The 25053-nt window shown below is 60.9% G+C and carries 16 protein-coding genes; 9 read left to right on the forward strand and 7 right to left on the reverse strand.

Translation table 11 applies throughout. The features are described 5' to 3' along the window. Positions 1–143 precede the first annotated feature (143 nt). Positions 144–3032: a DUF748 domain-containing protein gene (locus AB5Y91_RS10285; RefSeq protein WP_368169708.1), complete on the forward strand. Its 2889-nt coding sequence runs from the start codon at positions 144–146 to the stop codon at positions 3030–3032. Positions 3033–4060: 1028 nt separating this feature from the next. Next, positions 4061–4657, forward strand: a complete 597-nt coding sequence (locus AB5Y91_RS10290; protein ID WP_005315399.1) for a GPR1/FUN34/YaaH family transporter — start codon at positions 4061–4063, stop codon at positions 4655–4657. 78 nt (positions 4658–4735) lie between these two features. On the opposite strand, the gene AB5Y91_RS10295 is transcribed toward AB5Y91_RS10290, so the two are convergent. Together AB5Y91_RS10295 and AB5Y91_RS10300 are read right to left on the reverse strand one after the other, a co-directional pair. Continuing rightward, on the reverse strand, positions 4736–5545 hold the full coding sequence (locus AB5Y91_RS10295; protein ID WP_368169709.1) for a zinc-dependent peptidase: 810 nt from the start codon (positions 5543–5545) through the stop codon (positions 4736–4738). A gap of 19 nt (positions 5546–5564) precedes the next feature. Beyond that, positions 5565–5996: a GNAT family N-acetyltransferase gene (locus tag AB5Y91_RS10300; protein WP_368169710.1), complete on the reverse strand. Its 432-nt coding sequence runs from the start codon at positions 5994–5996 to the stop codon at positions 5565–5567. A 312-nt stretch (positions 5997–6308) separates the two neighbouring features. Between AB5Y91_RS10300 and AB5Y91_RS10305 the strand changes: the two genes are divergently transcribed. Continuing rightward, on the forward strand, positions 6309–7805 hold the full coding sequence (locus tag AB5Y91_RS10305; protein WP_163136877.1) for a sodium:alanine symporter family protein: 1497 nt from the start codon (positions 6309–6311) through the stop codon (positions 7803–7805). A gap of 73 nt (positions 7806–7878) precedes the next feature. On the opposite strand, the gene AB5Y91_RS10310 is transcribed toward AB5Y91_RS10305, so the two are convergent. Beyond that, complete coding sequence (locus AB5Y91_RS10310) at positions 7879–8685, reverse strand: crotonase/enoyl-CoA hydratase family protein (RefSeq protein ID WP_368169711.1); 807 nt, start codon at positions 8683–8685, stop codon at positions 7879–7881. Between the two features lie 160 nt (positions 8686–8845). On the opposite strand from AB5Y91_RS10310, the gene AB5Y91_RS10315 reads away from it, so the two are divergent. The 4 genes from AB5Y91_RS10315 to AB5Y91_RS10330 all read left to right on the forward strand — a co-directional run bounded on the left by AB5Y91_RS10315 (position 8846) and on the right by AB5Y91_RS10330 (position 13332). Next, a complete protein-coding gene (locus AB5Y91_RS10315; RefSeq protein WP_368169712.1) occupies positions 8846–10633 on the forward strand; it encodes a putative nucleotidyltransferase substrate binding domain-containing protein in 1788 nt (595 codons plus the stop codon). A 2-nt stretch (positions 10634–10635) separates the two neighbouring features. After that, positions 10636–11262 (forward strand): 3'-5' exonuclease, encoded by a 627-nt coding sequence (locus tag AB5Y91_RS10320; protein WP_368169713.1) that lies wholly within the window; start codon positions 10636–10638, stop codon positions 11260–11262. 106 nt (positions 11263–11368) lie between these two features. Beyond that, positions 11369–11680: a DUF485 domain-containing protein gene (locus tag AB5Y91_RS10325; protein WP_111912022.1), complete on the forward strand. Its 312-nt coding sequence runs from the start codon at positions 11369–11371 to the stop codon at positions 11678–11680. After that, a complete protein-coding gene (locus tag AB5Y91_RS10330) occupies positions 11677–13332 on the forward strand; it encodes a cation acetate symporter (protein ID WP_139745698.1) in 1656 nt (551 codons plus the stop codon). Before AB5Y91_RS10325 ends, AB5Y91_RS10330 begins: the two co-directional genes overlap by 4 nt. 810 nt (positions 13333–14142) lie before the next feature. On the opposite strand, the gene AB5Y91_RS10335 is transcribed toward AB5Y91_RS10330, so the two are convergent. After that, on the reverse strand, positions 14143–14943 hold the full coding sequence (locus AB5Y91_RS10335) for a phage antirepressor KilAC domain-containing protein (protein ID WP_368169714.1): 801 nt from the start codon (positions 14941–14943) through the stop codon (positions 14143–14145). 84 nt (positions 14944–15027) lie between these two features. Beyond that, entirely contained in the window at positions 15028–15195 is a 168-nt protein-coding gene (locus AB5Y91_RS10340; protein WP_368169715.1) for a hypothetical protein, read from the reverse strand. A gap of 182 nt (positions 15196–15377) precedes the next feature. Here AB5Y91_RS10340 and AB5Y91_RS10345 point away from each other — a divergent pair, with 182 nt between their 5' ends. Together AB5Y91_RS10345 and AB5Y91_RS10350 are read left to right on the forward strand one after the other, a co-directional pair. Continuing rightward, positions 15378–15758, forward strand: a complete 381-nt coding sequence (locus tag AB5Y91_RS10345; RefSeq protein WP_368169716.1) for an Arc family DNA-binding protein — start codon at positions 15378–15380, stop codon at positions 15756–15758. A 32-nt stretch (positions 15759–15790) separates the two neighbouring features. Beyond that, on the forward strand, positions 15791–16138 hold the full coding sequence (locus AB5Y91_RS10350; RefSeq protein ID WP_368169717.1) for a hypothetical protein: 348 nt from the start codon (positions 15791–15793) through the stop codon (positions 16136–16138). A 4-nt stretch (positions 16139–16142) separates the two neighbouring features. Here the strand turns inward: AB5Y91_RS10350 and AB5Y91_RS10355 are convergent, their stop codons facing one another. Together AB5Y91_RS10355 and AB5Y91_RS10360 are read right to left on the reverse strand one after the other, a co-directional pair. Continuing rightward, positions 16143–16346 (reverse strand): hypothetical protein, encoded by a 204-nt coding sequence (locus AB5Y91_RS10355; RefSeq protein ID WP_368169718.1) that lies wholly within the window; start codon positions 16344–16346, stop codon positions 16143–16145. A 73-nt stretch (positions 16347–16419) separates the two neighbouring features. Continuing rightward, the gene (locus AB5Y91_RS10360) at positions 16420–24981 is read right to left on the reverse strand and encodes an LPD38 domain-containing protein (RefSeq protein WP_368169719.1); all 8562 of its coding nucleotides are present in this window, start codon (positions 24979–24981) and stop codon (positions 16420–16422) included. Between the last annotated feature and the right edge of the window lie 72 nt (positions 24982–25053).

The raw sequence follows: 25053 nt of genomic DNA on the forward strand, positions 1-25053 counted from the left end.
CCAGAGAGCCCCGCCCTGGTGCGGGAGGCCTAGCCTTGCTCAATAATTCGGCTAACCCGGACAGAGCAAGGCGCAGCCCGAGAGCCATACCATGATCGAAGGGCGATTAATTGCTACCATGTGCGCATCAAATGGAGACCATCATGCTCAAGCCTCTGCCCGCTCGCCTGTTGCGTTACGCCCTCTATCTCTGCGCCGGTCTGCTCATCTGCGTCACCATCTTGCTCTGGCAGGCCCCCACCCTCATCCAGCGCCACCTGCCGGGCTGGCTCGCCACCCATTATGGTCTGCAGCTCACCCTGGGGAAGATAGAGGTCGGGCTGCGTTCCCCCTCCCTCACCCTGGGGCCCAGCGCCCTGCTCGATGAGCAGCAACATCCCCTGGTGTCGTTCGACGGGTTGCGGCTCATACCCAGACTAAAGGAGAGCTGGCGCCAGAGATCTGTGGTGCTGGAGGAGCTGACCCTGACAGCCCCCAAGGTGGATCTGGTGCGCCTGGCGGACAACAAGGGAGAGGCTAGTTTCAACCTGACCGAGGCACTCGCCCCCCTGCTCTCGCCAGTGCAAGACCAGACGCCACCGACTGCCACCGAGCCCGTCGTGATAAGCATCGGCAAGCTGGCCCTGGTCCAGGGGCAATTTCACTACCGGGATAGCCGCAAGCAGCTCAGCCCGGGCTGGGTACCGCCCCTGACGCTCGGCAAGATCGCCCTGCAACTGCCCGATTTTTCCAGCGCGCCGACGGACCTCAACCGCTACCAGCTGAGTGCGACCCTCAATGAGAAGAGCCCCCTCAAGGCCGACGGTGAATTCAACATCATGACGGGGGCCGGCAAGGGGCAGCTCAGCCTCGGCAAGCTGGCCCTCGCCCCCTTGGCCCCGCTCTGGGCCCCCTATGTCAAGGCCACACTGGCCAAGGGAGAGGCCAGCGCCGAGCTGGCGTACCGGCTCACGTCAGGCAAGCAGGGGCTGGCATGGCAGATCTCCAAGGGCAGGCTGACCCTGGCCAACTGGCAGCTAAAGAGAAACAAGGGAAGCGAATTCGCCCGCTTCAACCAGTTGGCCCTGACCGGGATCCGGGTCGATGGCAGCAAGCAGTCCCTCGAGGCCGGGGCCCTCACCCTCAAGGCCCCCGTCGTCACCGCCGAGCTCGATGAGAAGCAGCAACTGGACCTGGCCGCGCTGCTGATCTCGCCGCCCCCCACCAAAGCGGCGGCCAAACAGCCGAAAGCGAGCAAGCCCTGGCGCTGGCAGCTTAAGCAGGCCCGCATCAGCCAGGGGGCGCTCAAGCTGACCGAGTCCAGCAGCGGCAAGCCCCTGCTGCGGGATCTCTCGGGGTTGGAGCTCACTCTGGGTCCCCTCGGCAGCCAACCCGGCCAGAGCAGCCCCCTAACCCTGAAAGGCACCCTGCATCCCCAGGCGACTGTGGCCTTTGATGGCACCCTGGATCTTAGCCCCTTAGCCCTGAACGGGACTATCAAGCAACAGGGCCTGCCGCTCACCCTGGCCCAGCCCTATCTGCAGGATCTGCTGCGCATCAGCGTGCGGGACGGCCAGCTCGCCAGCCACACCAAACTGGCTCTGACCACGGATGACAAGGGGGCCCTCAGCAAGCTGGACGTCAGCGGCGGGCTCGACATCGAGGGGCTCGACGTGCTGGATCGGGCCGACAACCAGCGGCTGCTGCAGATAGACAAGCTGCAACTGGGCGGCCTGCACTATGACGGCATCAGCCAGCAGCTGAAGATAGCCGACATACTGCTGAGCAAACCCTTCGCCCGCATCGAGATAAGTGAGACTGGGGTCACCAACGTCCAGCAGTTGCTGCTGCCGCAACCGGCCAGCAAGCAGAGCGCGCCCGCACCGCACATCCTCATCGACCAGGTCCGCACCACCCAGGGCAACCTGCGATTTGCCGATCGCAGCCTGAGCCCGGAATTCGTGGTGGACATCGCCTCCCTCGCGGGCCAGAGCCGCCACATCACCAATGTCCCGGGGCAGCGCTCCGAGCTCGACTTCCATGGCAAGGTGGACAGATACGCCCCGGTGACCATCAAGGGGGGTGCCAACCTGCTGATCGCCGATCCCGTGCTCGACGTCGCAGTGGCCTTCAACAATCTGGAGCTAACCACCTTCACCCCCTACTCCAGCACCTATGCCGGCTACGCCATCGACAAAGGGCAGCTCTCCATGAAGCTCAACTACAAGCTGCAGGGCAACCGGCTGGAGGGGGACAACGACATCACCATCAAGAAGCTGCAGCTCGGCGAGAAGGTGAAGAGCGAGCAGGCCAAGGATCTGCCTCTGGGTCTTGCCATCGCCCTGCTGAGCGACGCCAGCGGCGTCATCAAGATGAACCTCAAGGTGAAGGGCAACCTGGATCAGCCGGATTTCAGCCTGGGCAACATCTTCTGGGACGTGCTCGGCAACACCCTCGGCAAGGCCATCACCTCCCCCTTCTCCCTGCTGGCCTCCCTGACCGGCGGCACCAAGGATCTCGATGAGCTCCCCTTCCTGCCAGGCGATCCCGCCCTCACCCCGACCCAGCAGAGCAAGCTGACCACCCTGGCCCAGGCACTGAAAGACAGACCCAGGCTCAGCATGAACATCCGCGGCAAGGTCAACTTCAACCAGGAGCGCCCCATCCTGCAGCGCCAGAAGCTGGAGCGGGTGCTGGCCAAGCTGACCGGCAGCCCGGTGGATCTCGCCCTGCTGGAGCAAGATCCCGCTCTGCAGAGCGCTCTGGCCGAGGCCTATGAGGCCAAGTTCAGCGAAAACCTCGGCACCCTGGCCGATCGCCTGGCGCTCCCGGCGCAGAGCCCGGCCCTGCGCGCCCAGGCGGTGATCCTGTTGCGGGACCAGCAGCTGATCACCGCCAAGTCCCTGCGCAACCTCGCCATGCGCCGGGCCCAGAACACCAAGGAGTATCTGGTGGATACCCAGGGCATCACGCCGGATCGCCTGTTCGTGCTCGACAGCCAGGTCAAGGAGACCGACAAGGAAGCCAAGGTGGTCCTCACCCTGGACAACTGATCCGCTGGGCGCCAAGGTGGCGCCCTGTTTTTGCCACGACGGTGCAGCACCTGACGGCAATACTGGCCATTCCCCTGATACCCTTCCCCCCGGATGACCCCTTCGCAGCCCGTAGAGCCAGCCTGGCTGACCGCCTCCTCTCTTCAACTCGACCTTAAACACGATCAGAGGGTTGCGAGGCTGCGTGCACCTTTCCTCCCTCCTTTGTTCCTTCTCCCGCCGCAGGCGAGCTGAGGGCTGGCGAGCCCTTCCTTATCCCATGCCGTCTCTCTTCTGGAATTGGACTGACGAGCCCCTCCTTATTCGATGTCGTCTCTCTTCTGGAATGGGGCTGACCGCCAGGGTCAAGGTCGCCCCTCTCACCAGCCATGCCGGCAAACCCGCCAATTCGGCCATCTGTCAATCTGAAGAAATGGCCCAATACTATTTATATGGTGATATTGGGCCATTTCTATATCTCGCCTTTTGCTCACCACAGGGACCGCCCCGTGACCCTGCCTTCCCGTCTCGAGGCGCTTTTCACCCAGGCAACCCTTGACCCCGCACCTTGTCGGCTTGAGGCGCTTTTCGCCATACGGGGCATGCAAGCACCTCGCTCCAGCTTCCCTGCCCCCTCCTCTGCCTTGCCAGGGGTATGGAGATAGGACTGAGAGGGAGAGGGCAAACAGATGGACAAGCCAACCCGTCATAAAATAGGAGAAGCACACTCTTGTCTGATGGCATATGAAGACATTTTTCAATCAAAAAGAGCCCACAGCCACCGTCCGGGGTTTCCAAGGCTCCACCAACCTCAGTTGCCATTGCCGTTACCGAGTTTCATCTTGAGGTGCCATTCATACAAAAGCGCAACCTTGAAAACGTTTTTCGTTCACCAGCCATCTACCTGAATGGCACGAATGGTTGGTCACTTAAAATTTCGTGTCATTTTTTTACCATTTAGCCCCCTCACCCCCTTGCTCAGGGCCAAGAGCCTGCCTAAAATCGCGCGTCTTTTATCAACCCCCACCTCTATTTTTGGAGAACGCCACGTGAGCGAAAAATTGGCCAACCCTGCCCCTCTGGGTCTGATGGGTTTCGGTATGACCACCATTCTGCTGAACATCCATAACGCAGGTTTCTTCCCCATCAGCGCCATGATCCTGGCCATGGGCCTGTGCTATGGCGGTCTGGCCCAGATCATCGCCGGTATCATGGAGTTCAAGCGTGGCAACACCTTCGGTGTCACCGCCTTCATCTCCTACGGCACCTTCTGGTGGAGCCTGGTGTTCCTGCTGGTGATGCCGACCATGGGTCTGGCCGAAGCCACTCCCCACGCCTACATGGGCTGGTACCTGCTGATGTGGGGCATGTTCACCCTCTTCATGCTGGTTGGCACCGTCAACTTCCCGCGCGTGAAGCAGTTCGTGTTCGCCTCCCTGACCGTGCTCTTCTTCCTGCTGGCCGCCCGTGATTTCACCGGCAGCACCCTGATCGGCACCATCGCCGGTTTCGAAGGCATCATCTGCGGCGCCAGCGCCATCTACCTGGCCATGGCCACAGTGATCAACGAGCAGTTCGGCCGCACTGTGCTGCCGATTGGCGATCACAAGAAAGCCGCCGCAGTCCAGCTCAAGGCTGCCGCATAATCTGCCGCGCCCTGGCGCTCGCGCCCATACAAAAGGCACCCTCGGGTGCCTTTTGTTTTTCTGTCGCCGGGACGCCGGTCAACTGTGCCCCTCGGCATCTCCCGCCAGCAACCGGGTGGCCGGGAAGCGGGCGGCAGGCTGCTGACCATAGAAGCGGGCGAGCTGCTCGTAGACGGCGGGATAGACGGCCCGCAGGCGCAGGGGCTCGGTGAAGAAGCTCTCGCTGCACACCGCGAAAAACTCGGCGGGGTGGGTGGCGGCATAGGGGTCTATCTGCGTCACCTCTCCCCTGGCCAGCTCTGCATTCATCTCATCGAACGCGCTCTGCAGCGCCTGGGTCCATTGCCGCTGATCCATGCCGCTCGGGAGCGGCGGCCCCCCGTCGGCATCCCCCCCCAGCATGTCGAGCTTGTGCGCCAGCTCGTGGATCACCAGGTTGAAGCCATCCCAGTCCCCATCCTGCTGCAACTCGCTCCAGGCCAGCACCAGGGGCCCCTGAGGCCAGGATTCGCCGGCGTTCTCCTCCTCCCACTCGCTCACCAGCCCGAACTCGTCCAGCACCTCCTGGCGGCGGGTAACGGGCTCGGGAATGATGATCACCTCATGAAAGCCGCGATACCACTCCAGCCCCAGATGCAAGATGGGCAGCACCGCCTGCAGGGCCAGCACTCCCTGCTGACGGGGGCTGAGCTCGACCCCGAGCTGGGTCAGCGTCTTGCGGGAGAGGAAGTGGCGGGCCAGTTCAATCAGCTGCTGCTCTTCATCGCGGGAGAAGCCTTGCAAGATGGGCACGGCCGCCAGAGCCTGCTGCCACTCCAGCGCCTGCGGGGCATGATGCTCCCCGGGAGAGGCAAGACCGAATACCGCTTTAAACCTGGACCAGAACACACAGACTCCTCATGCCACATCAGAATAATTTCACGAACCGTTTCGGCCGCTCGCCATACCCTTGCGCCAGGTAGAAGCGGTGAGCCCCCTCGCGCTTTAGGCTGCTGGAGAGCTCCAGCTGGCTGCAACCCGAGGCCAGCGCCCGCGCCTCGGCCTCTGCCAGCAGCTGGGCGCCCATGCCGCCGCTCCTTGCACCTTCATCGATAACCAGCGCCGAGATCAGGCCCCAGGCTGGTGCAAGGTGCATGGGTTGCAGCCGATGCCAGATCAGCACCCCTACCATGTTTCCATGACGCTCTGCCACCAGCACCTCCCGAGCGGGATCCGGCTCGGCCAGCCGTCCGTCCACCTCCTCGCCCGGGGTCGGATAACCCAGCTGTGCGAACAGCGCCGACAACAGGGCGCCATCCCCCCGCTCGGCGAGACGAATGGTGCAGTTATCTTCTCTCATTGTCACTCCTGGCCTCCTATTTGCACTATGCCCTGCGGGCTCCTGGATCTGGAAAAGATGCACCTGATGGGTAAGTTCCGAATCTTGTCCAGTTCCACGCACCATTTGTTAATGTCAATTCACAAATTAACAAAGTGACAACACTTTTCACTAGGAAGGGCCGATACAAACCGATATGTTAAATCCCGCGGACTAACCAGTCGAAAGTCCCGCACAATACTGAGTGGCCCCCTTGGTCACCGCATATTTCAATGTTAAGGGAGCGAGGCATATAGACCTCGCCAAGACAGCGCAACAAAGGAGTTGTTGTACATGAATGAGATCGTCAATGCCATCAATGGCGTGATTTGGAGCCCAGCGCTCATCTATCTGTGTCTGGGGGTGGGCCTCTACTTCTCCCTGCGCAGCCGTTTCCTGCAACTGCGCCACATGAAAGAGATGGTGCGCCTGATGTTCCAGGGCAAGGGCAACGATGCCGGTGTCTCCTCCTTCCAGGCACTCTCCATGACCCTGGCCGGTCGGGTCGGTACCGGCAACATCGCCGGCGTCGCCACCGCCATCACCTTCGGGGGCCCGGGCGCCCTGTTCTGGATGTGGATGGTCGCCTTCCTCGGCGCCAGCTCCGCCTTCGTGGAGTCCACCCTGGGTCAGGTCTACAAGGAGAAGATCAACGGTGAATACCGCGGCGGCCCGGCCTTCTACATCGAGAAAGGGCTCGGCATGAAGTGGTACGCCTGGACCTTCGCCATCGCCACCATCTTCGCCTGCGGCGTCTTGCTGCCTGGGGTGCAAGCGAACTCCATCGGCTCCAGCCTGCAGACCGCCTTTGACATCGATCCGAACGTCACCGCCGCCGGTCTGGCGCTGCTGCTCGGCTTCATCATCTTCGGCGGCGTCAAGCGCATCGCCAACTTCGCCAGTACTGTGGTGCCCTTCATGGCGCTGGGCTACATCATCGTCGCCTGCGTCATCATCGCCCTCAACATCGGCCAGCTGCCGGGTGTGATCCTGCTGATCTGGAAGAGCGCCTTCGGGATGGAAGCCGGTTTCGGTGCCATTCTGGGTCTGGCCATCATGTGGGGCGTCAAACGTGGGGTCTACTCCAACGAAGCGGCTCAGGGCACAGGCCCCCACGCCTCCTCCGCCGCCGCCGTGAGCCACCCGGCCAAGCAGGGCCTGGTGCAGGCGTTCTCCGTCTACATCGACACCTTGTTCGTCTGCTCCGCCACCGGCTTTATGCTGCTCATCACAGGCCTCTACAACGTGCAGGGACCGGACGGCGCCGCCATCTACACCGGCATCGCCGGCATCGCGGCAGGCCCCGGCTATGTGCAGACCGCCATGGAGAGCATGATGCCCGGCTTTGGCAACTACTTCGTCGCCATCGCCCTGTTCTTCTTCGCGTTCACCACCATAGTGGCTTACTACTACATAGCCGAAACCAACATCGCTTTTATCAACCGCAAGATTAACCGTCCCTGGCTCACCTTCCTGCTGAAGATTGCGCTGATGGCTGCCACCGTCTACGGCACCGTCAAGACCGCCGATCTGGCCTGGGGTCTGGGTGACATCGGGGTCGGCCTGATGGCCTGGCTCAACATCGGTGCCATATTGATGCTGCAAAAACCCGCCTTCGCCTGCCTCAAGGATTACGAGGCACAGCTGGCACAGGGGGTTGATCCCGTGTTCCACCCGGAGAAACTCGGCATCAAGAACGCGGATTACTGGATTGACAACCGCGCCGAGGTCAACCTGATGCGCGAGCAAACCGGCCACCCCTTCGAGGCAGACCCGGATACCGTCAAGTAATCAGACGATACAATGCAAAATGGCAGCTTAGGCTGCCATTTTTATTTGTGCTCTCTTGAGAGTGAGCGCCGGTTCAGAGCGCGTTGCGGCGGGGTCCGAACGGCAGCCGCCAGCGAAACAGGCTGTTGAGGGTCGCCCGCCACTGGTTGGGGCGCCCCAGGATCTGCTTTTGCAGCCGGGTCTCCTCTTTTAACATCACCTCATCGCTGCGGGCCCAGGCCTGATGGTAGAGCTGCTTGATCCCCGCCAGCGCATCCGGCGACTTGGTGATCAGGGTCCTGGCGAACTCCCGCGCCGCGTCTAGGGGATCCTCGCAGACCCGGCTCACCAGCCCGAGCGCCCGCGCCTCCTGGGCATCCAGCTCGCGGCCGCTCATGGCCAGCTCCATGGCCACGTCCACCCCCATCAGATTGCGCAGGGTGACGCTGCCACTCATGTCGGGGATGATGCCCCACTTGATCTCCATCACCGAGAAGCGGCAATCCGGGGTGCTGAAACGAAAATCGGCCCCGAGCGCAATCTGCAGGCCGCCGCCGAAACAGACCCCCTGGGTCACGGCGATCACCGGCACCGGCAACTGGTGCCAGCCATAGGCGACCCGCTGGGCCAGGTTGGTCGCCTCATCCGCCTCGCGTCTCAATATTTCCAGGGCCGCCACCGGCTGCCTCAGCATGGATTTCACATCCAGCCCGGCGCAGAACGCCCGTCCCTCGCCGTGCAGGATCACCGCCCGCAGCCCCTTGTGGCGCGCGAGCTGGTTCAGCGTCTCGTCGATGGCGCCGAACATGGCTCTGTCCAGCGCATTGAGCTTGTCCCCCCGGGTCAGCATCACCTCGGCGATGCCGTCCCGGATCTCGCATCTGATCCTTGGCTTGTCCATTTCCTTCCTCTTCCTTGTACCGACACTGGTCATACCACAACGTTACCAGAGTGTTATCGGCAGGTACAGGGAGGCCAGCCCGGCTCTGCGACTAAAGTCGGCTGGCCCCGCCCTGGCCCCTTTGCCAGACTGGCCCCATGCCCACAGGCCGAGAGTTTTCATGTCACTTCTGTTCGATTTTGCCCGCCCCCCCTTTGACTGCCTGGGTGAAGCGGCCCGTGAACGGCTCGGCCAACGCCTCAGCATCTGCTACTTTCGCGCCGGCCAGACGGTGCAACAGCCGGGGGATGAGCCCCCCGGCCTCTACCTCGTCATCAAGGGCGCGGTGGAAGAGTCGGGGCCCCATCAGCCCTTCGGCGACTATGGCGTGGGGGACATGTTCGATGTCCGCGCCCAGTTCGACGGCCGCTGCCGCCATCGTTTCAGCGCCCTGGAGGACACTCTCTGCCAGCTGATCCCCCGCGACACCTTCCTGGGGCTGTGCGATGCGCACCCCGCCTTCGCACACTATTTCACCGCCACCCTGGCCGAGCGTCAGCGAGAGCAGGAGCGCCGCGGCCAGCTCGGGCAACAGAACCTGGCGGAATTCATCCTGACCCGCATCGACCCCGGCCACCTGCAGCCCCCCCTGCTGCTGGAGAGCCAGACCAGTCTGCTTGCCGCCAGCGAAGCCATGGCCAGCCGGGGCACAGATTGCCTGCTCTATCCCGCCGCTGACGGCAGCCTGAGCCTCGCCACCCGCAAGACCCTGCTCCATGCCCTGACCCTCAAGGGGCTGCCCCTGACGGCGCCGCTGGCGGTGCTGACCCCGGCGCCGCTGATCGGCCTGGCGCAAGGCAGCTATCTGTTCGACGCCCTGTTGCTGATGACCCGCCACCGCATCAAGCGGCTGGTCATCTGGCAGGGGCAGGAGGTGGCGGGGATACTGCACCTGACCCAGGTGCTGGGGCTCTTCTCCGCCCACTCCCATGTGCTGACCCTGCGCATCGCCCGGGCAGACAGCCAGGCGGTCCTGGAGGCGGTGGCCAGGGAGCAGCAGCAACTCATTCGCACCCTGTTTGCCCAGGGGATCCATACCCTGTTTCTGATGAAGCTCATTGCCACCATCAACGAGCAGTTGATCGCCAAGGCCTTCGCCCTGGTGATCCCCACCGAGGTGCAGGAGCAGGTGTGCCTGCTGATGCTGGGCTCGGAGGGGCGCGGCGAGCAGATCCAGAAAACCGATCAGGACAACGCCCTGATCCTGCCGGATGACCTGCATTGGCCCGATCAGCAGGCCGATCTGGCCACCTTCAGCGCCCTGCTCGCGCGGCTCGGCTATCCCCCCTGCCCGGGGAAGGTGATGGTCAGCAATCCGGAGTGGGTCAAGGGCGCCCGGCAGTGGCGGGATGAGATAGAGCAGGCGTGCGTGCGCGCCAGCGAGGCCGACCTGCTGTGGCTCGCCACCCTGGCCGATGCCCAGGCCATCATGGGGGATCGCCCCCTGCTCGCCCCCCTCGCCCGCCACCTGAGAGAGCGCCTGGCCGACAGGCCGGATCTGCTGGCGGAGATGGCCCGGGCGGCGGTTGCCTTCCACACCCCCCTCACCCTCTTTGGCCGGCTGGAGCAGGCCCCCGAGGGGCTGGATCTCAAGCGTGGCGGCCTCTTCCCCCTGGTGCACGGCCTGCGGGTGCTGGCCCTGGAGGCAGGAGTGCTGGAGACCTCGACCCTGGGGCGGATCGACGCCCTGGTGGCCGCGGGGCGCCTCAGCCCCGACTATGGCGCCAACCTGGTGGAAGCCTTCCGGCTCTTCATCCGCTTGCGACTGCGCAGCCAGCTCAAGGATGGCGACAGCCGGGTACAGGTCGCCGAACTCGCTCACGGTGAGCGGGATCTGCTGCGCCATGCCCTGCATCAGGTGAAGAAGTTCCAGCAGTGGCTCACCTTGCACTTTCGTCTTAGGCAATAGGCATGTGGCACCATTGGCGACGTCGTTGGCTGGGTCGGGGCTTTTGGGACGGGGAGTTTGCCCCGCTCTTTGCGACGCCCCCAAAGGAGGAGTGGGTGGCGCTCGATTTCGAGACCACCAGCCTGGATCCCGCCAAGGCGGATATCGTCTCCATCGGGGCTGTGCGCATCCAGGGCAACCGGGTGTTGACCGGCGAGGCCCTCACCATCAGGGTGCAGCCTCCGGCCAGTCTGAGTGCGCAGTCTGTGGTGATCCACGGCCTGCGCCATCAGGATCTGCAACAGGGCATGACGCTGGAGGCCGCGCTGCGCCTGCTGCTGGCCTTCATCGGGCCCCGTGAACTGGTGGGCTACCACATCGCCTATGATCTGCGGATCCTCAATCTGGCCTGCCAGCGGCGCTGGGGGCTGCGCCTGCCCCAGCGTGGCATAGAGGTGAGCCGCCTCTATCACGACCACCTCTATCGGCGCTATCCCGACGCCGTCATCGACCTGCATCTGACCGCCATCTGCCAGCACCTGGGGTTGCCGCCCCTGCCCCTCCACGACGCCCTGAGTGACGCCACCGCCGCCGCCCTCATCTTCCTGCGCCTGCATCAGGGCGGCCCCCTGGCTTATCCCAAAGTCTAATTGTCCGAAAATAACATTTGCTTCACATTTTGATTACATGAGCAGCCCCCTGCTCGGTAGGGACACCCTTCAATCACAGCTGACACAACCGTCACGGAGAACTGCAATGGAACAGCAACGTTATCTGAGGATCCAGCAAGATCCCAACTTCAAGGAGCTGGTCAGCAAACGCCAGCGTTTCGCCTGGACCCTCTCCATCCTGATGCTGGGGCTCTACCTGGCGTTTATCCTGCTCATCGCCTTCGCCCCGGGCTGGCTCGGCACCCCGCTCAGCGAAGGCTCCAGCATCACCCGCGGCATCCCGGTTGGCGTGGGCCTCATCGTCTCCTCCTTCGTGCTGACCGGCATCTATGTGCTGCGGGCCAACGGCGAATTTGACGAGCTGAACCAGAAGATCCTCAAGGGAGTGCAATCATGAAAGGCAAGTCTCTGCTGCTGCTCACCGGCCTGGCCTCCACTCCCTTGCTGGCGGCCGATGCGCTGACCGGCGAGGTGCAACGCCAGCCCCTCAACATCTCGGCCATAGTGATGTTCGTGGCCTTCGTGGCCGCCACCCTGTTCATCACCTACTGGGCCTCCAAGCGCAACCGCTCGGCCTCCGACTACTATGCGGCCGGTGGTCGCATCACCGGTTTCCAGAACGGTCTGGCCATCGCCGGTGACTACATGTCCGCCGCCTCCTTCCTCGGCATCTCCGCCCTGGTCTACACCTCGGGCTATGACGGCCTCATCTACTCCATCGGCTTCCTGGTGGGCTGGCCCATCATACTGTTCCTGATCGCAGAGCGGCTGCGCAACCTCGGCAAGTACACCTTCGCCGACGTGGCCTCCTATCGCCTCAAGCAGACCTCGGTACGCAGCCTCTCCGCCAGCGGCTCCCTGGTGGTGGTAGCCCTCTACCTCATCGCCCAGATGGTGGGTGCCGGCAAGCTCATCGAGCTGCTGTTCGGCCTGCAATACCATGTGGCCGTGGTGCTGGTCGGCATACTGATGGTGCTCTACGTGCTGTTCGGCGGCATGCTGGCCACCACCTGGGTCCAGATCATCAAGGCGGTCATGCTGCTCTCCGGCGCCTCCTTCATGGCCATCATGGTGATGAAGTCCGTCAACTTCGACATCGGTGCCCTGTTCAGTGAGGCGGTCAAGGTCCATGCCAATGGCGCCGCCATCATGAGCCCGGGTGGCCTGGTGGCCGACCCCATCTCCGCCATCTCCTTAGGGCTGGCCCTGATGTTCGGTACCGCAGGTCTGCCCCACATCCTGATGCGTTTCTTCACCGTGAGCGACGCCAAGGAAGCCCGTAAATCTGTGTTCTATGCCACCGGCTTCATCGGCTACTTCTACATCCTGACCTTCATCATCGGCTTCGGTGCCATCCTGCTGGTCAGCACCAACCCGGACTTCAAGGACGCCACCGGCGCCCTGCTGGGGGGCACCAACATGGCGGCCGTCCATCTGGCCGACGCCGTGGGTGGCAGCCTGTTCCTCGGCTTCATCTCCGCCGTGGCCTTCGCCACCATACTCGCCGTGGTTGCCGGGCTGACCCTGGCGGGCGCCTCTGCGGTCTCCCACGACCTCTATGCCTGCGTCATCAAGGAAGGCAAGGCCAACGAAGCCGACGAGCTGCGCGTCTCCAAGATGACGACCCTGGTGCTGGGCGTCGTCGCCATCGGTCTGGGCATACTGTTCGAGAAGCAGAACATCGCCTTCATGGTGGGTCTGGCTTTCTCCATCGCGGCAAGCTGCAACTTCCCGGTGCTGTTCCTCTCCATGTTCTGGTCCCGCCTCACCACTCGCGGCGCCGTCTACGGTGGCTGGCTGGGCCTCATCAGCGCCGTGACCCTGATGATCCTGGGCCCGACTGTGTGGGTGAAGGTGCTGGGCCATGCCCAGGCCATCTTCCCCTACGAGTACCCGGCGCTCTTCTCCATGGGGTTGGCCTTCGTCGGGATCTGGTTCTTCTCGGTCACCGACAAGTCCCAGAACGCCAGCGAGGAACACCAGAAGTTCTTCCCGCAATTCGTCCGCTCCCAGACCGGGCTCGGTGCCTCCGGCGCCTCCGCCCACTAAGGTTGTCTGACCGCCCCAAAGCCGGCCCTGTGCCGGCTTTTCTTATTCCGGGCCTCCCCTCTCGCCTCCCCCTTCCCGCCCTCCCGGCAAGTGACGGCTTTCTCGCCAGCTGGCCCCCGGTGCAATGGGCCCCGATCACAGTTCTTGCTAAAACTTTCGGGGGATCTGTGCCATAATGCGCGCCATTTGACAGACAACCTGGGACATCTCCTTTGTTAAGCAGCAACAACATCATCGTGTAAGCTGAAACCGCCCGAAAGGCGCGCCATACCTGTGATTTAACTGCTTTTTCACAATACGTCTTAAGGTCAATCCCCCCCCCATTTCCCCGTATTTTCCCTCTCGTTTTGCCCCAAAATTGCCCCAAGAAATTCCCGCTTTGCAGACATAGAAAAGCCCGCACAGTGGCGGGCTAATCCGAATCCTTCCACATCATTACGACGCTGTGGTTTCATCGCGAAGTTTTTCAAGAATGCGCGCGAATCTATCTTCCTCCTGAGGCGTCAAATCCAATGTCTCGATAAACTCTTCTAGTTCTACCAATGATGGTGCCATCCAATGTCTCCCTTTCTCTCTCAGCCTCTCGGCTGTGAAATACTGTATACACATACAGTGCATTTCTTGAATTTATCATTTTCGGACTGATTTGGGTATTAAAAATGGGGCCGTAGCCCCATCAGTATTATTCAGCTCTGTCAGGCATCATGCGCTGGATCCTGTCAACAAGCGCCCTGCGTTCCTGGGGGCAAAGGTCGATAACCTCCAACTCCCCCAGCAGTGCATTCAACTCAACCTGCAGTTGGGCGGCGCTCATTGCACACCGCCTACACTGAACTGCTGAGCCAACTTTGTAAGCCCCTTCGGAGTGATACGAACCTGCTCACAAAGGCGCTCTCCGCCATCAGCCAAGGGCACCATCGTCACCTTGTGCTCAACCAGCCCTTGCTGCACCTTGTCCTGATAGCCAAGCCACTGCTTGCCGCCGGCACGTTTGTAGATCCAGCGCTGACTGCACAGTTGCTGGTTGAACTTCTTCGGCTGCTGCTGCAACGCCTTGGCGGCCTCGGTCAGATTCAGCGAGCCGTCAGCAGTGGCAATCAGATCCAGCGCCTCCACCTTGGGCTTGGCCGCTTCCACCTGCAGCTCCAGCTTGTGATTGGCTGCCTCCAAGCGCAACCGTTCCTGCTCTGACTGCATGGCGATCTGCAGGATCTCCATGGTGGTCAGTTGAGGGGTGACCGGGCCCAGCTTGCCGGTACGGTAATCCAGAAACACCTGATTGACCTGGAGCTGGAAGGCGGGACTGATCCAACCGGCATAGGAGATCGCCAGCAGTTCGTGGGCGAAAGTGCCACCATTACGGCCCTCAACGGAAACTATGCAAATCTGCACAGTTTGTTTTTCGACCTCAGTTACCAACTCCTGCGCCTGCTTGGTACGAAGCCACTGGGCGGGGGCCTTGCTTGATCCGAGCTGACTGGCTCGATGAAGGGCGTTCAGGTTGAACCTGCCAGCATCATCAGTGGTGATCTCCACCCCGGCAATCACCGGCATGGAATTCTGCGGCCCTGCCAAAACTTTGGTTTGCTGATACTGTTGTTGTATAGTCATACCGTAACTCCAATCATTTGCGTGGTGGGTTTACATTCATCGGCCTTAGCGGTTGCACCCGCTGGGGCCGAACTATTTTTGGCACTATGCCGCTTTGCTCTCATCGTTCCCGCTCCCCCTCTTCATCTCCGCATACAGAATTGAGAGCACTTCTTTTGTGAGGCTGACATCATTGTCAACCGCTCTGTGGCCCAGCCATTTCTTCAGGTCTTCTGGCAACCTGATTGACGTCGGCGGTGTTTGCTTGCTCACCTAAACCTCCTGTTTTGTTGCTGTTCAATCAAAGTCATGAGAAATGACCCTTTCAACTCTCGAACAAAGGCTAGATTCAAAAAGAATCAGAGTCAAATAGAATCTTTGATTTGTGAGTCTATAAGAGCCATTATCACCACTGATAATGTTTAAATGCCCGCATAGAAACACCGGAAAAGACCATGAGCCAGCCGAAGCCATACCCGCTACGAATGTCGGATGAGATGCGCAGCTTTCTTCAAGAGCAAGCTGATAAATCAGGTCGCTCTCTCAACGCAGAAATCGTCAAGAGGCTTCAGTTCACTATCGATGAAGATATCGATTCAGCTGATGGCGAAAGATTTAAGGTCTTGGAGGGGTTAGACATTACCCCCCCTGATCGCACGCTGCCACCGGGGACTGTACTCATCACCCAAAAAATAAACAAAGCTCGTTACGAACCGCTTAGCGATCAATTGCGAGAGATGCGGGAGTTGCTGGAGGTCATCAGCAAGGAAATAAAAAATGGTCACCATAGTTTTGATGTTGATCACATCACCCCGGCTTCGAAGGATAAAAAATAGGTCTATTTGCAAATAGAAAAAGGAGAGTCTTGATGCGCTTGATCACTATTACAACTTTGATGGTTTTATCTGGAGCAGTATCTGCAGACTGTATTGGTTCGGGGAATTTTAGAACCTGCACTGACAATACTGGGAATACATACACCGTTCAGAAGTTTGGTAACTCAACTTATGTAAACGGGCAAAATCCCAACACAGGATCAAGCTGGAATCAGCAAAGCCAACGACTTGGTAATAGTACTTATACCACTGGACAGGATGCTGATGGTAATTCTTGGAACAGCACTGCTACAAGAGTTGGAAATTCAACCATCATCAACGGTACAGATAGTGATGGCAATGCTTTCAGTCAGACCTGTAACGAATATGGCTGCTACTAGCCATTCACCAAACTGATATCAACACATTCAATGCAAATCCAACCAGAGCAATAAAAAAGCTGAATGCCATAAAGTCATCCAGATCGCTCCGGCTGGATTTGCTGAAACACCAACACCCTGCTGCAAAAGGTATCAGTGCCAGGGTGAAGCTGGCACTGAACGCTTTCAGCGCCACCACCATCATTATCAGAGCAAACAGTATCCACATGGTCAGGGCCCTCAGCGGTAAAGGCCCCAGATTACCCCTATCACAGAGGCTCAGCCAGGGCCGCTATTTCCCCTTACTCCCAGTTCGCCTTGTTCTTGTTGACTGCCTGATACACCAGGTCGTTACGGCGGGCCAGCATCTCATCAATGCGCCGGCGCTTCTCTTCTGCGGCCAGTGTGCGGTCGCGCTGGATCAGCTCAATCTTGTTGCGCACCACCCGAACCTGCTGCTGAGTGCGGCTCAGGCTGCGACGCGACTTCAAGATCCCGCCCTGCTCCTCCAGCAGCTCACGGGCCTTATCGGTGAGACCCTCGCTGCGGTACTGGTCAATGGTGCGCTTGAGCTGGTTCACCTCGTTCAGCATCCGGTAGAACTCCTCCATGTGCTGAGTGGACTTTGCAGGGCCAGTGCCGCGGTACACCGCTTTCACCAGCGGGATCTCGTCGGCGCGCCAGCTTGCTGACTCGCCAGGTCTGGCAGCCCGGATCAACCCGTCAGCGGCAGCCATCACATAGCTGCCCATGGTGCCGGTGTAACCGATAACCAGGTGCTCAAGCTGCTTGGGCGAGAAGCCAGTGAGCTCCCCCAGCTCGCGCATCAGCAGGCTGGTCTGCTCGTTGTAACGCGCCTCTGCCTGGACGTTCAGGTCTTGCGGACCGTCAATGGGGCCACCTCGGAAGCTGTCATAGTTGAATGCAGCCTCCACCATCGGCTTGACGAGCTGGGGGGTCGGGTTGAGGGCGAAGGTATCACCTATCGCCCTGGCTACAGCCTTCCCGAACTGGGCCCCGGTGTCCTTGTCACCCAGGGCCCGGACCATGCGCTCGGGGATGGTACCGAACAGCACGCCAATCTCGAACGGCTTGGGGATCCGCCAATGATGATCACCAAGCCAGAAGTGCCAGTTGGCGTCCTTATCCCAGTCCGGCAACCCCTCATAGCGCTCATCGTCCCAGTTGTGGGCCAGCAGCGCCAAGCTTGCTGCCGTGATCATACCTGCACGTTTGGTGATGGCTCGCGGGTTGTCTCGCAGCTCGCGGGTCAGCTTGCCAAGACCCTGCACCCTGGCATTGAAGAACGGCAGTATCTGGGTCATGACCTGCATAGTGCGTGAGGCACCAAGCATGGAGAAATCCATCAGGTCCTTCGACTCGAACGCGGCCTGGGCGTGGCTCTTCCCGGCCTTGATGGCGGCGTCATAAACGGCCTCACGGTTTCCGTTTTCAACCGCCTCACCCACCCTGCTGTATTTCTCCCATGCGTCAACCACCACGCCCTTGGCATGCGCCGCATTGCGGATGATGCTCTTCTCGTAGCGGGCGATTTGCTCCGGGGTCATCCCCTTGCGGCGTAATGACTTGCGCACGGTATCGGCCATGGCCTCCGGGTCATTGCCATTCACGTAGCCGCCTAGGAAAGAGGCCCCGCTGAACATCACATCGATGGTGCTTCCGTCCATGCGCCACGTTTTCCTCACCCCCTTAATGGAGTCAATCATCGGCTTGAAGCCATCCTTGCTGATGGCCCAGCTGGAAAGGGAGTCGCGCAGGAAATTGCGCAGCATGAATTCGGGGGATGCGGTGATGCCTGCCGTTAAGATACGCTTGGCCTTGGCGGCCACATTGACCATGGCACCGAACGGCTTGCGGTCAAAGAAGGTCATGGCTCGATAGAGGTCCGGATCCTCAACTCGGATCATGTAATCCTCCCCCTCCAACTTCACGGTGATCAGGTCTTTCCCATTCTTGAGAGCACGCCAATCCATCATATTGGGTTTGGCAACTACCTCGATGATGCCGGTGTCAGCCAGATTCCAAACCGTCTTCTGGGCCGCCATGTTCTTCATGGAGGCGTCGATCAGCTTGCTGGTGCTGGTGAAGATGTTCTCGAGCAGGTCGTTGGTGTTGGCCTCCCCGCCCTTGAGCTTCTTGATACCAGCATTCTGATTGGCAATGCCCTTTGGCTTGAAGGGGGCGATCACATCACCATCATCAGACTCCCGGAAGAAGGGAATATACCACTCGCTTTCAAACTCAGCCCGGGCTTCCTTGGTGAAAAGACCCGCCTCTTGCGCCAGGTCCAGGGTGGCGGCATTGAGCCGGTTCCAGCGCGCCTTAGCGTCAAGGAATTTGGCTTCTTTGCCTTTCCCTTGAGCCTTGAGGGCCGCGATGTCCTGGGCATCGAGCAGGTTCTCACGCCCCTGAGCCAGCAGGATCTCGGCTCGGTGACCTGCCATCCATCCCAGCCAGTTATGTAGATCGGAACCCAGGTCAGCAAAAATGCCCAGCAGCGCGTCCTTTTCCCCAGTGCCGGCCTTGCGCTGAATCACCCCATCCTTCCACTCCGGCAGACCGTAGAGCATGGTCGCCTGCATGGTGGAGGCGGCCCCCGTCGCCATCCGTGCCGCCACATAGCCGGAGTCGGCAGCATCGGTAATGCCGGCGGCCTCCTCGGCGTACTTGATGGGGGCCAGCGCGTCGAGCACCTCAGTGTTGGCCTTCTTGATGACGCGATCAACCCAGGACTCCACCACGCCACGATCCAACGCACGCAGCATGTCCAGATTGGCCTTGGACTTGTCGATGATGTCGGGCTTAGCGCCGAGATTCAGCTTTCCCATAGCCTTGTCTGCAGCGGTGGCCGTCTGGCTCATCCTGACACCACCTTTCTTGATCAGCGCCTGAGCATCCTCCTGACTGAACTTCTTGCCACCATCAGGGCCGTTGTCCTCTGGGCCGGTGCGCTGCAACTTTTTACCCAGCCCCTCGATAAGGGAGCGGGTCTCCGCCGCCGTGATGCCATCCGGCACGAAGCCGACAGCCCGCAGCGCTTTGGTGATCATGGCAACCACCCGATCCCAGCCACGGCCCCAGGCGCCCTGCTCCAATTCTGCCAGATGTGCCACCACTTCCTCGGCTTGGGTGCCGATGTCCTCGTCGGCGTAATGGGTGTTTACCCAGTCCCACACCGGCTTCATGCTGGGGTCCTTCTGCGACTGGATGAGGCGGCTCATCAGCTTGGTGTATTCCCCGTCGCCCAGCACGTTAGCCAGGCCGTAGTGGGCCAGCACCTCATGGCGCAGGATCTCGCGCATCCGCTTGGGGTCAGAAATGGTGTCCGCAGCTACGTGCAGGGTGCCGGCATCGTCGTCAAACGCCGCGCGACGGATCAATCCTTCCTTGGCATCCAGCCCCAGGGCCCCTTCAAGCTCCCCCTGGGTGGCGTGGATCTGTACCTTGATGCCGTTCGCCCCTCGATACCGCTTGAACCACATCTGGGTTACCAACTCAGCCTCAGCCCGAGTCAGGTGCTTGGCAGGTTTGTCCCCTTGAGCCATGGCTTGCTTCGAGAAAAGGATGACACGATCCCCCTCCTGCTTCGTCTCGAGGGTACTGAAGAAGTTGTCGAAACCGGCTCGAATGCCCGGCACCTCACCGGCTGTCGGATAGGGATAGCTATTGTCCAGCTCCCAGCCCAACTTGGCGGATGCCTCCCAGGTCGCCTCATCGACGATATTGGCCAGATAGTCGTTGCTGGCCCCCTGATCCTGCAGCTTGCTGATGAGATAGCTCTCGAACGCCCGCGCACTCATTTCGGTATTCGTGGTCCAGTATTGCTTGGTGCGCTTGCTATCGAGCTTGCTGGAGCGTGCCCTGAGCGCGGTTTGCTTGATGGCTCGCATCACCGCACCAAACGCCACCACTATCTCCTTGCGCACTTCGCCCTTGTGGATGAAGTCGCTGCCACGGGCCGCCAGATCAACGTCCAGCGCTTCTGTCATATTGTCGCCAGCCTTGCCGCGCAGTCGGGAGAAGTAATTGTCCAGCGCGTGCCACCACTCGTGGCCGAGCGAGCCGGCGCCGTTCATTTTGGTCAGATTGATCACCACCTTCCCGGGCTCATAATGCGCTGCGGCCGGCTTGACGCCGCCACTGCCACGGGCGCCGAACGCCAGCCCCAACTCGCCATTTAGCGAGATGGCCTTGGGCGAAATACCCAGCACGGCCGCCAAATCCATCAGAGCATCGAACGCATCGTTCAGATCGCGCTGTCGGCGCCCCTGCTCTACCCAGTTGCCAAACTCCACACCACGGAATCCGAAGGCGTTGGCAAACATCTCAGGGGTTACATCTGCCCCACCTCGCATATCCTCACCCACTCTGGGCTGATTGAGGTCACGCCGCTCGTCGGGAATATCTTTGCGCCGCTTCAGTTGGGCGATCAGCTCGTCCTGATGCGTATCACGATATGCTCTTGCCTCTGCTACCTGATCGAAGGGCTGGCTCAGGTCGAGATAGTTGCGGCCTACCTTCTTACCAACAACCCAGCCACTACCATTCTTGCGGCTGTAGATATCAAAGCTGACCACCTTGGGCTTACTGTTGGTGTCGGTCAACTGGTCATAGCGCGCCTTGAAGGCGGCCAGCACCTGCTCTTTAGTATCGCCATGAGCGATGGTGCGAGGCCAGTTGCCAAAGGCACTAGACTTGCTCGCTCTGCTGATGGTCCAAATGCTCTTAGGCGGATCGTACTTCACACCGTTATAGAGGCTGTAACTTCCAGAACTGAGCTCGAGATCGGCGAGGCTACGCTGATGCCCCACCGCCTGATATAGCTCGGCCTTGTGCAAAATAGCGGGGGCGCTGCGCAGACTGGTGGTGGCCATTACCCGCCCTGCTACCTCGACATCGATAGAACCGTCCAGTATCCCCAACGCCAGGTCACGCATTTGCTTCACTGTATTAGCCCAACTGCTGACCTTGTAGCCGGTACGCGGTTTGGCCGGAATAGCATCGCGAGCAGCACGCATCAGCCCCACGGCAGCAAGGTCAGAGCCCTCGTCGATCAGTTTCTGATAGTCAGGGGCCGGCCATGCCTTGGCCAGTGGTAGCGCCCTAATCTCATCTGCCGTCTCGCCTTGCACGCTGTCACGATATGCAGTCCAGACATCCTTACGAGATCCACCAATTTTTTCGCCAAAGTCGGTGATGGTCTCCTTGCTTCCTGCTGCTGGCACTGGTTTGGCTGCGGACAGCTTGCTACTTGCCTTGGCGCCTATCTCTGAATAGACATCCTTGGCGAGTTTGATGGCTTCGTCTCGATCGTTCTGCCAGTTGCTATCAAGCAGTGTGCTGAAACGGTAAGCGTCATGCAGTCCGCGCGCCTCCTTGATAGTGTCGTAAACCTTCTTTTGAGCTGGAAGCGAGGCGTTGCGATCATTGCGGATTGGCTCCTTGCTGAAGGTGGCGATCACCTCATCCAAATCCGGATGGCCCGTACCCACGGCATCGAAAGCCTTGGCGCGCTCGGCCTTTCGCTCGGCCTTAGCGGCCGACACCATCGCATTCACATCAGCTTTACCAGAGCCGGTACCACGCAGCCCCTTGACTGGCTTGGTTGTATCCCCCTCCTTTACCCAGCGCTTGAAGGTATCCACGGGCATGGACTTGATGGCCCCCAACCCTTCCCAACCCTGTTCGTAGTTCGCCAGATAGCCTTCCCGGGCGGCCTGCTCATCGGCAAAGCCCATCATCACCTTGTGCTCGTCAAACTCGCCGGTCTTGGGGTCCACTTGGTCCACCACATAGACCATCTCGCTATCTGGCTTGTCACCGATGAACACATCGACATGATCACCGTCCGCCCCCAGGGTGCGTTTGATGTAGCCGTAGTCATGGGCCATGGTTGACTGCCACACTTTGCCATCCTGATCGGTACCGGATCTGGTGGAGCCTTTGGGGTTCTCGAGCGCAATGTCCAGCCCCTGCAGCTTGAGGTGACCCTTCTTGTAGTTCCCAGCCTCTCTCTGTGCCTTGGTGGGCTCCGGCGCTACCTCGGCGCGGGCCGCTTCAATCTGCTGCACCGGTTCACTGGTGGCAGGCGTGGTGAGCTGTCGCACCTTCGCTACCGAGGTCGTGGACACTACCAGGCCACCCTTGCCCGGGATCGCCTTCACGCCGTTATCCTTCGCCCACGACTTGAGGGCCGCCACTTCCCCTTCCAGGGTGATGGTGCCGTCAGGGTTATCGATCATCCCCGACCAGGGTGTCGGCGCCGCCGCTGGCCCAGCAGTCGCGCGGGCTTGCTCAGGTTGCCCCCCTTCAGATACAGCAACCCCGGCAGGTGCCGGGGCTGTCAGTGCATTTCCCTCTCCTGGTTGGGTGACAGGTACAGGTGCAAGAGAAGCGTCATCTGCCGGATCTCCGGGTCCAGCTCGCTCCGCGAGTTCGGCAGGGGTTGGTCCAACACCTGTTGCAACCGGATCGCCTGCGCCAGGCTGATCACCTGGTCGCTCACTGCTGATTGCAGGTATCGGGGTAGGCTGGCCATGGGTCACCTCGGATTGTTCGCTGGAAGGGATAACATCGCGGTAGCCGGTATCGACGGCCGGTGCGAGTTGTTGGGGCTGGCTAGGGGTGGGCTGTTCGGCCTTCACCTGCTCTACCTCGGCAATCTCTGCCACGCCGAAACCACCGCCATTGAGGGGAACCGGGGTTTCCTTGCCCTTGCGGCTGGCCATGGCGGCCTCTTTCTCGCTGGCGAACGGCTTGCCTTTGCGGGTAATGCGCAGGGTCTGTAGCGGGCCAAAGATGGAGTCAGTCTTCTCGCCGACCGGCACATCTCCCTTCATCGGCGTAGCACCCGGCTGGCGCTGATCGCCGCCATAGATCACATCCCGGTGCGGGAGCTCGGTGCCGACCTCACGCCCCTCCCCCTCAATGGTCGCCCCAGGCAGCGCGATACTGGCTTGCTCCGTAACCACCTCAGGCGGGAGCAGATCACCCTCCTGCCCGCTCTGCCACCGGGTGCGCTCACTGCCACGAAACTGCGGGCCTGGGCCGGACTGGCGATCATCGTGATCCCCTGGCGCGGACACACCTTCCCCTTTGTGCTTGGCATTGGCGTCACCGGCAAAGATCACATCCTTGAGCGGCAAGGCAGGGCGCTGTCCTTCCGTCGCCACCTGCAGCGCGCTCTTGTTGCCAGCGAACGGATCAGCCCCCAGCTCACCACCCTGCGCGCGTTCATAGAGACTCTTGCCCTGATCTCCCCCCTGGATCTGGGTAGTTACCAGCTCCTGCACTGAGGGGCCAAATTCCCCCGCCAGTGCTCGCTGCACCTCGCTATCCTGGGCCATCCCCTTGAATCGCTCGGTGGTATCGTCGTGACGCAGATAGGCAGGCACGTCACGCAGTTCGTCGAACTGGCTGGGGCTTGGCCCGAGCGGGTTCTGCTCCCCGCCGCCCTGCAATGGCATCTCCAGAACATCAACATCAGCAGCCAGTTCTGATTCTTGCTCGGTCATTTGAGCCGGGCCGGAAGTAGGCACCGGATCCACTGAAGGATCTCCCACCTCCTCCATCACCGGCGTGGTGGGGTCGATAACTTGATCTGCTGCGGTTTCCTCCTGTTGGTTGATATGCTTGCCGCCCCGCATTCCGCCAACTGCCCCTACGGCACCACCGGTGCCCATCCCGATCAAGCCGCCCTCGATCGCGCTCGACACCACCCCCTTCATCTGATCGATGTCTGCTGCGGCCACCTCGTTCAGCGCCTCATTCACGGCATACTGCTGAACCCCTTCTTCCAGGGTTTCACCAACGCCCTCACCCATGGCTCCTTTGGCCGCACCTTTCAGCACACCACCTGCAGCAGCCTTGCCCGCCAGCATCTTGAACAACATGGCATCGCCCATCATGGAGCCCATGGCGGCGGCTCCCCAGGTCTTGGCATCACTCATGGTGGCACGACTGGCCAGGTTGGCCGTCTCCTCCCGGGCCAGCGCCAGCTTCTCCTCATCGGAGAGGAGTTCAGTCTGCTGATCCTGGTCGATGCGAGTGAAGGCCTGGCGGAAGGTGTCGCTGGCCGCCAGCTCGTCAAAGCTCATGCCCAGCACGGTGTCACGAGTGTTCACCCCCGCACTGCCGACTGACCCGGTCGCACCAGTGGTGACGGCGGCGCCGGTGGCAATTTTGGACACGGCCTTGGCGGCAACCGCTTCGGCTATCTCCTGGGTCGCGCCACGCTTGACCATGGATGCGGTGACAGCGCGGCCAATAGAGGCTTTGGCGGCCACCCCTGTCACCCCGCCTGCCGCCAGTGTCGGCAGCAAGGAGCCAACCCCCTGCGCCATCTTCATGGCCCAGACATCGATATCCCCCGCGCCATCCCCCAGGGTCAAGCGTCCCTCCGGCGTTTCATCGACCAGTCGGCGGCTCATGGCCTCTTTGGCATCAGGGCTCATACCTTCGGAAAGCGACTCGGCGCCAGACTTTGCCAGATCACCCGCTCCCGCAACGAAGTCCAGCACAGGACTGAGTTTGCTGGCCAAGTTGGCGCGGGACTGATCCAGGTAGTCGCCACCCTGCTTCCCGGCATTCTCCTTGCCGAAGTTGCTGGCCTGCCGTGCCAGCTCGCCAATGCCGCCCACGAGATCCAGTGCGCCGGCACCCACCCCGCGGGCGACATCGCCTAGGCCTACATCAAGATCACGTTTGGCTACAGGCTCGGCTGGCTGGGGTGGTGCAGCCGCTGCGGCAGACAGGCTGCTATCGAGCGTGCTCCAGAAGGGGTCATTACGGGTGTCAGATTGTCGCGGTTGCGGCAGGGCGTCACGCAGTCCAGGCTTGTCCATGGTGTCCTCGGCTTTCGGGCAAAAGAAAAGCCCCGAGCGGCGAACCGATCAGGGCTTTTGAGATGGGGCGAT

The sequence above is a fragment of the Aeromonas sp. R4-3 genome (assembly GCF_040908275.1).
In the GTDB taxonomy this organism is placed as follows: Bacteria; Pseudomonadota; Gammaproteobacteria; order Enterobacterales; family Aeromonadaceae; genus Aeromonas; species Aeromonas rivipollensis.